Here is a 12347-nt window from a genome sequence, read left to right on the forward strand (position 1 = left end):
TCACCGCCGATGGCCCCGTAGCTCAGCTGCATAGAGCAAGGCTTTCCTAAAGCCGAGGTCGCAGGTTGGAGTCCTGCCGGGGTCGCCATCACCCCACTGCACCGCTTCTGCACAGGGTCTGCGCCCAAGCTCCTCGCCGCGCCCCGCAGGCCTCGACCGCGCCGCGCGACAACCGGCTCCTCGCAAGGGGAGACGGTCATGCTTCACGCCCATCCATTCACCCGCACGTCCTTCTGGCTGAAGGCCGCCGTGGCGGTCCTGCTGGTCGCGCTGGCGGACAGCCTGTTCTTCATGCAGCCGGCGGGCGCCACGCTTGGCTTGTTCGCCCTGGTCTGGACGGTCGGAACGCTTGTCGCCCGACCGGGGCTGAGGCGCGATCCGCGCGCCCTGTTCGCGGCGGCGGTCGCCGTCGGACTGGCGCTGGTCATGATCGACCGGCCGGGTCCGCTGCTCTGGCTGCTGTTCGGCCTGATGCTGAGCGTCGCCGTGCTGTCGGCGCGGGTGAAGGCGGGCGAGCCGGCGTGGCGCTGGGTCCAGCGGCTGGCGGTTCACGGCTTCGTCGCCGTGGCCGGTCCGGTGCTCGACGCCGTGCGGATGAGCCGGCTGCGGCGGCGCGGCAGGGCCGTCGCATCGCCCTGGCCGATGATCCGCCTGCTGATCCTGCCGTTGATCGGCGGCGCGGTGTTCCTCGCCCTGTTCGCCAGCGCCAATCCGCTGATCTCCGACGCCTTGGATCAGGTCCGCGTGCCGAGCGTCTCGGTGGGGCCGGGGCGGGTGATCATCTGGGGCTTCCTGCTACTGATCGTCGGCGCGACCCTGAGGCCCCGCTGGCGGCGCAAGCTGATCGCGCTGCCGTCCCTCGGCGACGCGAAGATGCCGGGGGTGAGCGGCGCCTCGATCACCCTGTCGCTCATCGTGTTCAACGCCGTCTTCGCCCTGCAGAACGCACTGGACGTGGTCTTCCTGTGGAGCGGCGCGCCCCTGCCCGGCGATGTGACGCTGGCGGACTACGCCCATCGCGGGGCGTGGTCGCTGATCGCCACCGCCCTGCTGGCCGGTCTGTTCGTGCTGGTCGCGCTACGGCCCGGCTCCGAGACGGCGCGGAAGCCCTTGGTGCGCAGGCTGGTGGTCCTGTGGGTCGGGCAGAACCTGCTGCTGGTCGCCTCCAGCCTGCTGCGCACCGCCGACTATGTGGAGTCCTACGCCCTGACCCCCTTCCGCATTGCGGCGATGATCTGGATGGGGCTCGTCGGCGCCGGCCTGCTGCTGATCGTGTGGCGCCTGCTGCAGCGGAAGGACGGTCACTGGCTGATCGACGCCAACGTCCGGCTGACGCTGGTGGTGCTGGCGGTGGTCAGCACCCTCGACCTCGGCGCGATCGCGGCCTCGTGGAACGTCCGGCACGCGCGCGAAATCGACGGCACAGGCGCGGTGCTCGATCTCGGCTACCTCCGCTCCCTCGGGGCCCCGGCGCTGGTGTCGCTGGTCGAGCTGGAGCAGCGGACCGCGGACCCGGAGCTGCGCGACCGTGTCGCCGCCGTGCGGGCCGAGCTTCACGCGCAGATCCGGAAACAGCAGGGCGACTGGCACAGCTGGACATGGCGTGACGCCCGCCGTCTGGGCCGCATCGAGGCCCTGACAGAGGGCCGGCCGCTGCTGCGCCCCCGGCCCGGGGCCCGGGACTGGGAGGGCCGGCTTGTGCCGCCGGAGCTCCCCGCACCAGACCTGGTCCCGGTCGCAGTCCAGCCGACCGCCCCGGTCGAACCACCGCCCGCGCCCGACCACACCGCCCAGCCGTTGACCTCGACGCCGGGAGCCTGAACATGGCCGCCATGCAGCGCACCGTCCTGGTGGTCGACGACGACCCTCACATCCGCGACCTCCTGACCTTCGCCCTGCAGAAGGCCGGCCTCGCCACGCGCGAGGCCGCCGATGGGGAGGCGGCTCTGGCCGACATCGCCGCCCGGGCGCCCGATCTGGTGGTGCTGGACATCAACATGCCGCGCATGGACGGGATCGAGGTCTGCCGCCGCATCCGGGCGCAGGGCGATCTGCCGGTGCTGTTCCTGTCCTCCCGCGACGACGAGATCGACCGTGTGCTGGGCATAGAGCTCGGGGCGGACGACTATGTGGTCAAGCCGTTCAGCCCGCGCGAGGTGGTCGCCCGCGTCGCCGCCATTCTGCGCCGGACCGCCCGGACCCCGCCGGCCGAGCTGTCAGGGATGCTGACCCGCGGCCGCCTGACGCTCGACGCCGACGACTGGCGCGCCCGCTGGGACGGGGCCGAGGTGCCGCTGACGGTTACGGAGTTCAGCATCGTACGGGTGCTGGCCGACGGGCCGCGACGGGTGTTCAGCCGCGACGCCATCATCGACCGGGTGCACGGCCCCGGCTTCGCCATGACGGACCGGACCATCGACAGCCACGTCCGCAACCTGCGCATCAAATTTGCGGCGGCGGGCGGGACCGATGTGGTCGAGACCCGCGCCGGGGTTGGCTACCAGCTCGGTCCCTGCCTCGGCGGTCCCGCGTGACCAGTCCGCTGCGCGCCTGGGTCCGGGCGCACTGGCCGGCGATGCGGCTGCGCACCATCCTGCTGGCGGTGCTGCTGTTCGCGGCCGTCCTGCCGGGGATCAGCGCCATCTTCCTTCGGGTCTACGAGAACACCCTCGTGCGCCAGACGGAGGCGGAGCTGGTGGCGCAGGCCGCGACCCTCGCCGCCGCGGCGGAGAGCTTCTGGCCCGGCGCGCCCGCCTTCGATCCCGCGACGGTCCGGCGCGATACGCCCGGCTACTATCGGCCCGAGCCGGCGACCATCGATCTCGGCTCGACACCGGTGCTGCCCGCCCGGCCCCCGGCGCGGGCCGTCGGCCATCCCGCCGATCCTGAAGCCGTCGCGGTCGCGGCGCGGCTCGCGCCGGTGATGGAGCGGACCAGCCAGACGACCCTGGCCTCGATCATCTTCCTCGACCGGTCCGGCGTGGTCGTCGAAGGCTTCGGCGAAGGCGGCGGCTGGGGCGACCTGCCCGAGATCCGCGCCGCTCTCGCGGGCCGGCCCGAGACGGTCCTGCGGCGTAACGATTCCTACCATCCGCGCTATTCGCTGGAGTGGCTCAGCCGGGCGTCGGCCCTGCGCATCCACCACGCGCGGCCGGTGGTCGTCGGGCGGCAGGTGAAGGGGGTGATCCTGACCTCGCGCTCGCCCCGGGCCCTGTTCAAGGGGCTCTATCAGGACCGCATCAAGATCGGCCTGGGCGTCGTCGGCACCCTGGGCCTGATCGGCCTGCTGGCCGTGCTGGTGTCCCGCGGTATCGCCCGGCCGATCGAGGCCCTGAGCCGCGCCGCCCGCGACGTGACCTCGGGCGCAGGCTCCCTGCCGCCGCCGCCCGCCACCGCCGCGGTCGAGATACGCACCCTCTACGAGGACTTCGGCCGCATGGCCGAGGCGGTCGAGCGCCGCTCCCGCTATCTGCGCGACTTCGCCGCCGCCGTGAGCCACGAGTTCAAGACGCCGCTGGCCGGCATTCAGGGGGCGGTCGAACTGCTGCAGGACCACGGCGACGGCATGGAGCCCGGTCAGCGCCGCCGCTTCCTCGACAACATCGCCGCCGACGGCCGCCGGCTTTCGGCCCTCGTCACCCGCCTGCTCGATCTCGCCCGCGCCGACATGGCGCGCCCCGAGGCCGGACTGGCGGTCGATCTGCGGCCGGCCCTGCGCAAGGCGGTCGACGCCCGCGCGCCCGATCTGAAGGTCGATCTGGTCCTGCCGGAGGGCCTGCCGCCGGTCGCCGCCCCGGCGGCCACTCTGGAGATGGTCGTCTCGACCCTGCTGGAAAACAGCCGTCAGGCCGGAGCTTCGACGGTGCGGATCGAGGCCGGCGAGGTGGACGGTCTGGTCATGCTGACGGTCAGCGATGACGGGCCGGGCGTGGCCTCCGCCGACGCCCGGCGCATCTTCGAGCCCTTCTTCACCACCCGGCGCGGGGAGGGCGGGGCCGGGCTCGGCCTGTCCATCGCCCGCGCCTTGCTGGCCGCCAATAAGGCGACGCTGGACCTGCGCCCGTCGGAAAGCGGCGCGGTGTTCGAACTGGGTCTGCCGGTGGCCGGAGCGGCGCCGGCGGCCTAGGCGGTCAGCCTCGCCTCAGCGCCACTTGGACCCGTCGCCGTGCTTGCCGACGCTCTCGAACTCCGGCGGGGCGGCCTTGTGCACATACTGCTCGGACACCAGCCAGCCCTTGAGCGGCCGCAACACGCCGAGACAGCCGACCACCAGCAGCGGCATGGTCACCACCATATGCACCCAGATCGGCGGGTGGACGGTGAACTCGAACCACATGAACAGGATCATGCCGACCACGCCGACCAGGCTCATGCCGAAGAAGGCGGGACCGTCAGCGGGTTCGGCGAAGCTGAAGTCGAGGCCGCAGACCGGGCAGGATTCCCGGATGGTCAGATATCCCTTCAGCAGCGGCCCCTTGCCGCAGCGCGGACAGCGGCAGCGCAGGCCGGTGGAGAGGGTGCCGAGGGTGGGATAGTCGGGGGCGGTCAAGGCGTGGTCCTCGATGGGATGACCGGGATGTCGGCCTCGCCGACGAGTGATGCAAGCGGTGTGATTGTCGCGGGAACACGGGGTGACGCGCGACCGTTCCACCCCTATGACGGAAACCCTCAGCCCCGCCGTTCCAGACGACGTAGAGGCCCTGATCGACCGGGTCCTGCAAGCCGCCCATGACAATGACGTATCGATCGCCACGGCGGAAAGCTGCACCGGCGGCCTCATCGCCTCCGTCCTGACCGATGTGGAGGGCCGCTCGCACGTCTTCGAGCGCGGCTATGTGGTCTACACCAACGACGCCAAGGCCGACGAACTGGCCGTGCCGCTGCGGCTGATCGAACAGAACGGCGCGGTCTCGGAGCCGGTGGCGCGGGCGATGGCCGAGGGGGCCCTGCGATCCTCCGGGGCGGGTGTGGCGGTCTCGGTGACGGGGTTCGCCGGCGCGGCGGGGCCTGACGACGAGCCGGGCCTGGTCCACTTCGGCCTTGCCGCCGTCGGAGCTCCGACGGTGCACGAAGAGCATCATTTCGGCGACCGCGGCCGGGGACCGGTCAGGCTGGAATGCCTGCGAGTCGCCCTGCGCATGCTGGAGCAGGCGGTCACCAACCGTTAACCGCGTTGAAAGGCGGCTCGCGCGAGGGTGCGCGCGCATGTCCGGGGCAACTTCCAAGCGCATCCTGCGAACGACCGTCGCCGCCGCCGCGGCCGGCGCCGTCGTGTTCGCGCCGATGGCGCCGCTCGCGCAGGAAGCTTCCGCGGCGCTGGATCCCGTCACCATCCGGATCGGGGCCAACGCCGAGTTCACCCGCATCGAGTTCGCCGGCGTCATCGGGGCGCGGTCCCGCGTAAGGCGCGAGGGCGATCAGGTCATCGTCCGCATCGGTTCGACCGCGGCCCCCGACGTCTCCCGCCTCAAGGTCGATCCGCCAAAAGGGGTGGCCAGGGTCGAGACCCGGGCCGTCACGGGCGCCACCGAACTGGTCCTGACCCTCGCAGAGGGCGCCGACGCCCGCTCGGGCAGCGCCGACGGGGCGGTCTATCTGAACCTCTACGCCGAGGCGCCGCCCGCGCCCGTCGTGTCGACGGCCCGGACGGTGCCGGTCGTCACCCAGGCCTCGCCCGGCAAGGTCACCATGGCCTTCCAGTGGCCTACGCCCGTCGGAGCCGCCGTCTTCCGGCGCGGCGAGGCGGTCTGGATCGTGTTCGACACCCCCGCACGGCTGGATATGTCCGGCGCCGCCCAACTCGGGCCCGCCTCCGACGCCCACTGGACCGCCGGGCCGGACCACGTCGCCATCCGCGTCGCCGCCCCCGTGAACGCGCCCGTCTCCGCCGCGGCCACCGGCTCGACCTGGACCGTCACCATCGGCGGCGCCTCCGCCGCCGTCGACAGCGTGCAGATCGACCGCGACGACACTGGCAAGCCCGCCCTCGTGGCCCATATGGCCGGAGCGACCAGGGCGGTCTGGCTGACCGATCCGCTGGTCGGGGACCGCTTCGCCGCAGTGACGGCGCTCGCGCCCGGCAAGGGCTTCGGCGATCGCCGCCGCACCGTCGATCTCGCCCTGCTGCCGACCGCCCACGGTCTGGCGGTGGAGACGACCGCCACCGATCTCGCCGTCCATGCCGATGGTGATCTGGTCACCCTCAGCCGGCCCGGCGGCCTGACCCTGTCGCCGCCGTCCGCGGCTCTGGAGGCCGCCCCGGCGGAATCGGGCGCGCCCCTGCGGGCTCGCTACTCCGGCCTGATCCTCGCCGAATGGGCCGATCCGGGCCACGCCGGCTTCTCGGCCCGCTACCGCCAGCTTCAGGACGCCGCGGCGGCCGAGGGCGCCGCCGCGGCCGACGACCCGCGCGCGCCCGCCGAGGCCCGCTTCGCCTTCGCCCGTTTCCTCGTAGGCTCAGGCCTCGGCTACGAAGCCGTCGGCGTGCTCAACGCCATCGTCGCCAAGGCGCCCAACATGGCCGGCGAGCCAGAGCTGCGCGGTCTGCGTGGCGCGTCCCGGGCCTCCATCGGACGCTTCGAGGAAGCCGAGGCCGATTTCGCCTCGGCCGCCGTCGCCGGCGATCCGGCCTCCGCCGTCTGGCGCGGTTACATGGCCTCGGCCAAGGGCGACCACGCCGCCGCGCGTCAGGCTTTCGCCGCCGGGGCGCCAGCAGTCGACGCCTTCCCCGCCGCCTGGCGCGCCCGCTTCGGCGCCGCCCACGCCCTCTCGGCGCTGGAAACCGGCGACCTCGACGCCGCCCGCGCCCTGCTGGCCTACAGCTTCAGCCAGAACGCGCCCGCGGCCGATCAGCTGACCGCCCGGCTGGTGCAGGCCAAGCTGTTCGAGCTCGACGGCCAGTCGGATCGGGCGCTCGCCGTCTACACCGCCATCGGCCGCGCGCCGCTCGACGCCGTGGCCGTGCCCGCCAAGCTCGGCGTGGTTCGGCTGTCTCTGGCCAAGGGCTCCATGAAGCCGGACGCCGCCGCCGCCGCCCTCGAAGGCCTGCGCTGGCGCTGGCGCGGCGACGCCACCGAACTGGCCGTGATCCGCCAGCTGGGTCAGCTCTACCTGTCGCAGGGCCTCTACCGCGAGGCGTTGACGGCCCTGAAGGGCGCCGGCCCCGGCCTGCAACGGCTCGACGGGGCCGCGGACATCCAGGCCGACCTCGGCGCAGCCTTCCGCATGCTGTTCCTCGAAGGCGGCGCGGATGGCCTCCAGCCGGTGCAGGCGCTCGGCCTGTTCTACGACTTCCGCGAACTGACCCCGATCGGCGCCGACGGCGACGAGATGGTCCGCCGCCTCGCCCGCCGTCTGGTCGATGTCGACCTGCTGGATCAGGCCGCAGAGCTTCTGAAATACCAGGTCGACAACCGGCTCGAGGGCGTCGCCAAGGCGCAGGTCGCGACCGATCTGGCCACCGTCTATCTGATGGACCGCCAGCCCGAGGCGGCGCTTCAGGCCATCTGGAGCTCGCGCACGACGCTGCTGCCGACCGCCCTGAACACGGAGCGGCGCGCGCTGGAAGCCCGCGCCCTGGCCGGCCTCGGCCGCTACGACCACGCGCTCGAGGTGCTCGGCTCCGACGCCGGGCCGGAGGCGCGCGACGTTCGCGCCGAAATTCTCTGGAAGCAGGAAAACTGGGCCGGGGCCGCCGCCCTCTACGATGCGCGGCTCGGCGACCGCTTCAAGGATCCCGCCGCCCTGACGGCGGACGAGGAGGCCCGGTTGATCCGCGCGGGCATCGGCTATTCGCTGGGCCGCGACAGCGCCGCCCTGACCCGTCTGTCGCGCAACTACCGCCCGTTCGTCGCCGGAGCCCGCGCCAAATCCGCGCTGGCGATCGCCCTCGATGCAGGGGAGGGCGGCGCCTCGATCGGCGACTTCGCCGCCCTGACGGCTTCGGCCGACACCTTCTCGGGCTGGGTCTCGGCCATGAAGGCGGACCTCAGACAGAAAACGGGCGGGAACCGACCCGCGGCGCCCGCCCGTCCTCAAGCTGCGGCGGCGGCCCCCGCGAGGCCCGCCGCCTGAGACCGTGAGGTCTTACTTGTTGACCGCATCCTTGAGCGGCTTCGAAACGCGGAAGCGCACGGCCTTCGACGCGGCGATCTTGATGGTCGCGCCCGTGGCCGGGTTGCGGCCTTCGCGAGCGGCGCGGGCGGCGGTGTCGAACACGCCCAGATTCGAGATGCGGACGTCGCCGCCCGACTTCAGGGACGCATGGATCTGTTCGACGATGGCGGTCAGAACCTTGCCGGCGTCGGCTTGCGAGACGCCCGCGTCCTTGGCGACGGCGGCGATGAGTTCGGCTTGAGTGGTCATTGTGGGTCGTTTCCCGATTGAAGCTCGCCCCCCGATTCAAGGGCGATGACGGACGGATTGACGCCGCTTTTTCTTCCCTTGGCAAGCGACTTTGCCGTTCAAACCCCCACGGGCTGGGGATTTACCCGCTGCCGGAGGCTCTCTGGAAGCTCTCGACGAGGCTTCCGGCGACCAGTCTCCACCCGTCCACGAGCACGAAAAAGATCAGCTTGAAGGGCAGGGAAATGACCACCGGCGGCAGCATCATCATACCCATGGACATGAGCACGCTGGCGACCACCAGATCGATCACAAGGAACGGAACGAAAAGGAGAAATCCAATCTCGAAGGCGCGCTTCAACTCACTGATCATGAAGGCCGGTGTGACCACCCGGAGAGGCAGGTCGGCGACCGGGGTGGAGGCCTCCACCTGGGACAGCCGGGTGAACAGCGAAAGGTCGTCCCGATCCACCTGCGCGAGCATGAAAGTCTTCACAGGTTCGGAGGCCGCATCGAAGGCCTGCGGCAGCTCCATCTGCTGGTCCAGCAGGGGTCGGATGCCCGAATCATAGGCGTCCTGCCACGTCGGAGCCATGACGATGGCGCTCAGAAACAGGGCCAGAGACACCAGTACGGCGTTGGGCGGGGCCTGCTGCATGCCGAGGGCGGTCCGCAGCAGCGACAGCACCACCACGATGCGCACGAAGCTGGTGGTCATGATCACGATCGACGGCGCCAGCGACAGCACGGTCATCAGGCCGACCAGCTGCACCACCCGCTCGGTCAGACCGGCGCCGGTGCCCAGGTCGACATTGATTGCCGCGCCCGCTCCACCCGCCGCCGCGACATCCTGCGCCAGCGCCGCCAGCGGCCAAACCAAGCACAGAGCCGTCGTCATCAGCGACAGCATGGCCGCCCGCTTCAGCTCGTCGCGGGTCGGGAGGACGAAGGCGTCCTTCAGCTTCACTGGTCCGCTCCCACGCCGGCGCCGGAACCGCGCGGCTCGATCAGTTCGCGGCCTTCGCCGAGAATCAGCAGCCGCTCCTCGTCGTCGATCTTCACCAGCACCAGCCGCCGGGCGGGATCCAGCACCAGGGTCTCGACCACCGTCATCCGCCGCTCGCCGCGTTCGGCGCTCAGCTTGGCCAGAAGTTGCGGGGCGTAGCGGCGCGCGGCCCAAGCGGCCAGGCCGATGATGCCGATGGTGAAGGCCAGGGCGAACAGCGCCCGCAGCAGATCGAGGAAATTCATGCGACAGCCGCCCCGCCGGCGAACGCGTCCGGCGCGTCAGCCTTCTCCGATCATGGTTAACGAGGCGTTGAGATAACCTCCCATTAACCATGCAGGCGGCAGTTTCTGCCCATCGGACCGTGGACGAATCGCGCCCGCGATCCAGCCACCTGTTCCGCGAGGGAGGGCGCCGCCCTTGGCCATCAACGACCTGCCGCTTCTCAGCCAGATCAAGGGCCGCCTCAGCTGGCTGGACCAGCGCCAGCGCGTCATCGCCGAGAACGTCGCCAACGCCGACACGCCCGGCTACGTCGGCCGCGACCTGAACCAGCCCGCCGATTTCGCGGCCGCCATGCGCTCCGGCGGCCGTGTCCAGATGGTCCGCACCAGCGCCATGCACATCGCCCCCACGGGTCAGGCTTCGCGTTTCGAGGCGACGAACGCCCCCGATTCCGAGACCACGCTCGACGGCAACTCCGTGGTCGTCGAGGAGCAGATGCTGAAGATGGCCGAGAGCCGCATGGCCTATGACGCCGCCATCGGCATCTATCAGAAGTCGATGCAGATGCTGCGCATGGCCGCTCGCGCGCCCGGCCGCTGAGGGAAAAATAGATGACCGACCCCGTCCCGCCCCGGAACAGCGCCATGGCCGTCGCGGCCAGCGCGCTCAAGGCCCAGCAGTCGCGCATGCGCGTCATCGCCGAGAACATCGCCAACGCCCAGTCGACCGCCGACGTCGCCGGCGGCCAGCCCTATCGCCGCCAGATCCCGGTCTTCCAGGCCCGCGAGATCGACGGCGCGACCGGCGTCACCCTGGCCGAGGTCCGGCCCGACATGGGCGACTTCCGCAGCGAATACGATCCGTCCCATCCGGCCGCCAACGCCGAGGGCTACGTCCTGCGTCCCAACGTCGACACCCTTGTCGAGGCCATGGACATGCGTGAGGCCCAGCGCGCCTACGAGGCCAACCTGAACGTCATCGAGACCGCGCGCTCGATGGACAGCCGCACCCTCGACATCCTCAAGAAGTAGGGCTGACCGATGAACCCGATGATGGCGGCCAAGGCCTATGCCTCGATCCAGGGCGGCGCCATGCCCGCGGCGCCGGCGGCGGGCCCGGCCCAGGCCGGCTTTGCGGATCTGCTCAGCAACGTCATGGGCGACATGACACAGGCCTCGAAGGCCGCCGAGACGCAGATGACCTCGATGGTGCAGGGCCAGGGCAGTCTGATCGACGTCGTCACCGCCGTCTCGTCCGCCGAGGCCTCGCTGGAAACCGTCATGGCGGTCCGCGACCAGGTCATCGCCGCCTATCAGGAAATCATGCGGATGCCGATCTGAGGCGTCGTCGCCAAGCTCTACCTTACGGCGATTTCATCCGGCCGACCGCATCCACCGGACCGCGTTCGCGCCTCCCGTAAGGGCCACGAACCGGAGCCGCCATGTCCCGCCTGACCTTCGCCGCCGCCGCCGCCCTCCTCGCCGCCTGCCTGCCTGCAGTCGCTGCGGCCCAAGGCGGACCTCAGCCGTTGACGCTGGTCCACGCGGGAAACCTGTTCGATTCCGAGGCGGGACGCATGGTCGGCCCGCGCGACATCCTGATCCGCGGCGAGCGCGTCGCGGAGGTGGGGCAGGGGCTGACGGCGCCCGACGGTGCGATCGAGGTCGATCTGTCGCGCTGCTCGGTCCTGCCCGGCCTGATCGACGCCCACACCCACCTGCTGCTCGAACAACGCGCCGACGAGCCGCTGTCGGGTGTCGCCGCGCGCGATCAGGCCCAGGGCGACGTCTACCGGGTGCTCAGCGGCGCGAGCCGGGGTCGTCAGTATCTGGAGGCGGGCTTCACCACCGTCCGCGATCTGGGCAACTCCGGCCGCTACCTCGACCTGATGCTGGAGCGCGGGATCAACGACGGCCTCGTCGCCGGTCCGCGCATCTACGGCTCCGGCCCCGGCCTCGCTCCCGCCGGGGGCCAGCTGGAGCCGATGGCGGTGGACCCGCATCATCTCGTCGACGCCGAATACCGCATCGTCACGAGCCCCGACGACGCCCGCGCCGCGGTGCGCGAGGCCATCGCCCGCGGGGCCGACGTCATCAAGATGTACCCGGAGGCCACCCCCCAGCGCACCCGCATGTCCGTGGCCGAGATGCAGGCGGTGGTCTCCGAGGCTGGTCGCCATGGCATACCGGTCGCCGCCCACGCCACCTCCGACGCGGCCATTCGCGAGGCCGTCGAGGCGGGCGTCACCTCGATCGAGCACGGCTATGAGATTTCCGACGAGACCCTGCGGCTGATGGCGGCCAAGGGCGTCTGGCTGGTGCCCACCGATCCGTCGCTCGAGATGGCGCTGGAGTTCACCTCGACCTGGCCCCAGCAGCCGCCTCGCGAGGAGATCGACCGCCATCTGCAGGGCGGCCGCGACCGGCTGATGCGCGCCCATCGGCTCGGCGTCCGCATCGCCCTCGGCTCGGACCTCTACTTCCCCTATGCGCCGGGGCGTGGCGCGGGCTCCCGCGCGACCCTGGACGCCTATGTGGAGTCCGGCCTCACCCCCGCCGAGGCCTTGCAGGCCGCGACATGGGAAGCCGGCCGCCTGCTCGGCGACGGCGCGCTCGGGGCGGTCCGGGCCGATGCCTGGGCGGACCTGGTGGCGGTCGAAGGCGATCCGACGCAGGGCCTCGCCCCGCTGCGCTCGCCCCGGCTGGTGATGAAGGGCGGGCGGATCGAAGCGGGCGCGGCCTCCGCCTGCGCCGGCTAGACCCGGAACGGGGCC

13 protein-coding genes and 1 tRNA gene are annotated in these 12347 nt (G+C 71.5%); 10 read left to right on the forward strand and 4 right to left on the reverse strand.

Translation table 11 applies throughout. From position 1 onward, the window contains the following. Positions 1 to 11 precede the first annotated feature (11 nt). The 4 genes from GGQ87_RS08240 (at position 12) to GGQ87_RS08255 (ending at position 4126) form a co-directional block, all read left to right on the forward strand. Positions 12 to 88 (forward strand) — tRNA-Arg (locus GGQ87_RS08240). Positions 89 to 198: 110 nt separating this feature from the next. After that, entirely contained in the window at positions 199 to 1821 is a 1623-nt protein-coding gene (locus tag GGQ87_RS08245) for a DUF4153 domain-containing protein (RefSeq protein WP_168046442.1), read from the forward strand. A gap of 2 nt (positions 1822 to 1823) precedes the next feature. Then, positions 1824 to 2534: a response regulator transcription factor gene (locus GGQ87_RS08250; RefSeq protein ID WP_168046444.1), complete on the forward strand. Its 711-nt coding sequence runs from the start codon at positions 1824 to 1826 to the stop codon at positions 2532 to 2534. Beyond that, on the forward strand, positions 2531 to 4126 hold the full coding sequence (locus tag GGQ87_RS08255) for a sensor histidine kinase (protein ID WP_342448329.1): 1596 nt from the start codon (positions 2531 to 2533) through the stop codon (positions 4124 to 4126). The genes GGQ87_RS08250 and GGQ87_RS08255 overlap by 4 nt, the downstream gene beginning before the upstream one ends. Before the next feature lie 15 nt (positions 4127 to 4141). Here the strand turns inward: GGQ87_RS08255 and GGQ87_RS08260 are convergent, their stop codons facing one another. Continuing rightward, positions 4142 to 4549, reverse strand: a complete 408-nt coding sequence (locus tag GGQ87_RS08260) for a DUF983 domain-containing protein (RefSeq protein ID WP_245161439.1) — start codon at positions 4547 to 4549, stop codon at positions 4142 to 4144. Between the two features lie 82 nt (positions 4550 to 4631). On the opposite strand from GGQ87_RS08260, the gene GGQ87_RS08265 reads away from it, so the two are divergent. Together GGQ87_RS08265 and GGQ87_RS08270 are read left to right on the forward strand one after the other, a co-directional pair. Then, positions 4632 to 5168, forward strand: a complete 537-nt coding sequence (locus tag GGQ87_RS08265; RefSeq protein WP_342448330.1) for a CinA family protein — start codon at positions 4632 to 4634, stop codon at positions 5166 to 5168. A gap of 37 nt (positions 5169 to 5205) precedes the next feature. Then, positions 5206 to 8073 carry a hypothetical protein gene (locus GGQ87_RS08270; RefSeq protein ID WP_168046446.1) on the forward strand — a complete coding sequence of 956 codons (2868 nt, stop codon included), beginning with the start codon at positions 5206 to 5208 and terminating at the stop codon, positions 8071 to 8073. Between the two features lie 12 nt (positions 8074 to 8085). Here the strand turns inward: GGQ87_RS08270 and GGQ87_RS08275 are convergent, their stop codons facing one another. From GGQ87_RS08275 to GGQ87_RS08285, 3 genes are all read right to left on the reverse strand, one after another. Next, positions 8086 to 8364: an HU family DNA-binding protein gene (locus GGQ87_RS08275; RefSeq protein WP_168046449.1), complete on the reverse strand. Its 279-nt coding sequence runs from the start codon at positions 8362 to 8364 to the stop codon at positions 8086 to 8088. 121 nt (positions 8365 to 8485) lie between these two features. Beyond that, a complete protein-coding gene (fliP, locus tag GGQ87_RS08280; protein WP_245161542.1) occupies positions 8486 to 9253 on the reverse strand; it encodes a flagellar type III secretion system pore protein FliP in 768 nt (255 codons plus the stop codon). Positions 9254 to 9306: 53 nt separating this feature from the next. Then, positions 9307 to 9594: a FliO/MopB family protein gene (locus GGQ87_RS08285; protein ID WP_168046453.1), complete on the reverse strand. Its 288-nt coding sequence runs from the start codon at positions 9592 to 9594 to the stop codon at positions 9307 to 9309. Between the two features lie 175 nt (positions 9595 to 9769). Between GGQ87_RS08285 and flgB the strand changes: the two genes are divergently transcribed. The 4 genes from flgB to GGQ87_RS08305 all read left to right on the forward strand — a co-directional run bounded on the left by flgB (position 9770) and on the right by GGQ87_RS08305 (position 12332). Continuing rightward, on the forward strand, positions 9770 to 10174 hold the full coding sequence (gene flgB, locus GGQ87_RS08290) for a flagellar basal body rod protein FlgB (RefSeq protein WP_168046455.1): 405 nt from the start codon (positions 9770 to 9772) through the stop codon (positions 10172 to 10174). 44 nt (positions 10175 to 10218) lie between these two features. Next, positions 10219 to 10605, forward strand: coding sequence for a flagellar basal body rod protein FlgC (gene flgC, locus GGQ87_RS08295; protein ID WP_168047438.1), 387 nt, complete (start codon positions 10219 to 10221; stop codon positions 10603 to 10605). Positions 10606 to 10614: 9 nt separating this feature from the next. Continuing rightward, positions 10615 to 10914, forward strand: a complete 300-nt coding sequence (gene fliE / locus GGQ87_RS08300; protein WP_168046457.1) for a flagellar hook-basal body complex protein FliE — start codon at positions 10615 to 10617, stop codon at positions 10912 to 10914. A gap of 101 nt (positions 10915 to 11015) precedes the next feature. Further along, positions 11016 to 12332 carry an amidohydrolase family protein gene (locus tag GGQ87_RS08305; RefSeq protein WP_168046459.1) on the forward strand — a complete coding sequence of 439 codons (1317 nt, stop codon included), beginning with the start codon at positions 11016 to 11018 and terminating at the stop codon, positions 12330 to 12332. Positions 12333 to 12347: the final 15 nt, after the last annotated feature.

The organism is Brevundimonas alba (assembly GCF_011927945.1).
Classification (GTDB): domain Bacteria; phylum Pseudomonadota; class Alphaproteobacteria; order Caulobacterales; family Caulobacteraceae; genus Brevundimonas; species Brevundimonas alba.

Bases quoted from the DNA above. Each gene is read 5' to 3' on its own strand.
- flgC (WP_168047438.1), top strand. From the start codon at position 10,219: ATGGCCGTCGCGGCCAGCGCGCTCAAGGCCCAGCAGTCGCGCATGCGC.
- GGQ87_RS08250 (WP_168046444.1), top strand. From the start codon at position 1,824: ATGGCCGCCATGCAGCGCACCGTCCTGGTGGTCGACGACGACCCTCAC.
- GGQ87_RS08305 (WP_168046459.1), top strand. From the start codon at position 11,016: ATGTCCCGCCTGACCTTCGCCGCCGCCGCCGCCCTCCTCGCCGCCTGC.
- fliP (WP_245161542.1), bottom strand. From the start codon at position 9,253: ATGCTGTCGCTGATGACGACGGCTCTGTGCTTGGTTTGGCCGCTGGCG.
- GGQ87_RS08270 (WP_168046446.1), top strand. From the start codon at position 5,206: ATGTCCGGGGCAACTTCCAAGCGCATCCTGCGAACGACCGTCGCCGCC.
- fliE (WP_168046457.1), top strand. From the start codon at position 10,615: ATGAACCCGATGATGGCGGCCAAGGCCTATGCCTCGATCCAGGGCGGC.
- GGQ87_RS08285 (WP_168046453.1), bottom strand. From the start codon at position 9,594: ATGAATTTCCTCGATCTGCTGCGGGCGCTGTTCGCCCTGGCCTTCACC.
- GGQ87_RS08275 (WP_168046449.1), bottom strand. From the start codon at position 8,364: ATGACCACTCAAGCCGAACTCATCGCCGCCGTCGCCAAGGACGCGGGC.
- GGQ87_RS08245 (WP_168046442.1), top strand. From the start codon at position 199: ATGCTTCACGCCCATCCATTCACCCGCACGTCCTTCTGGCTGAAGGCC.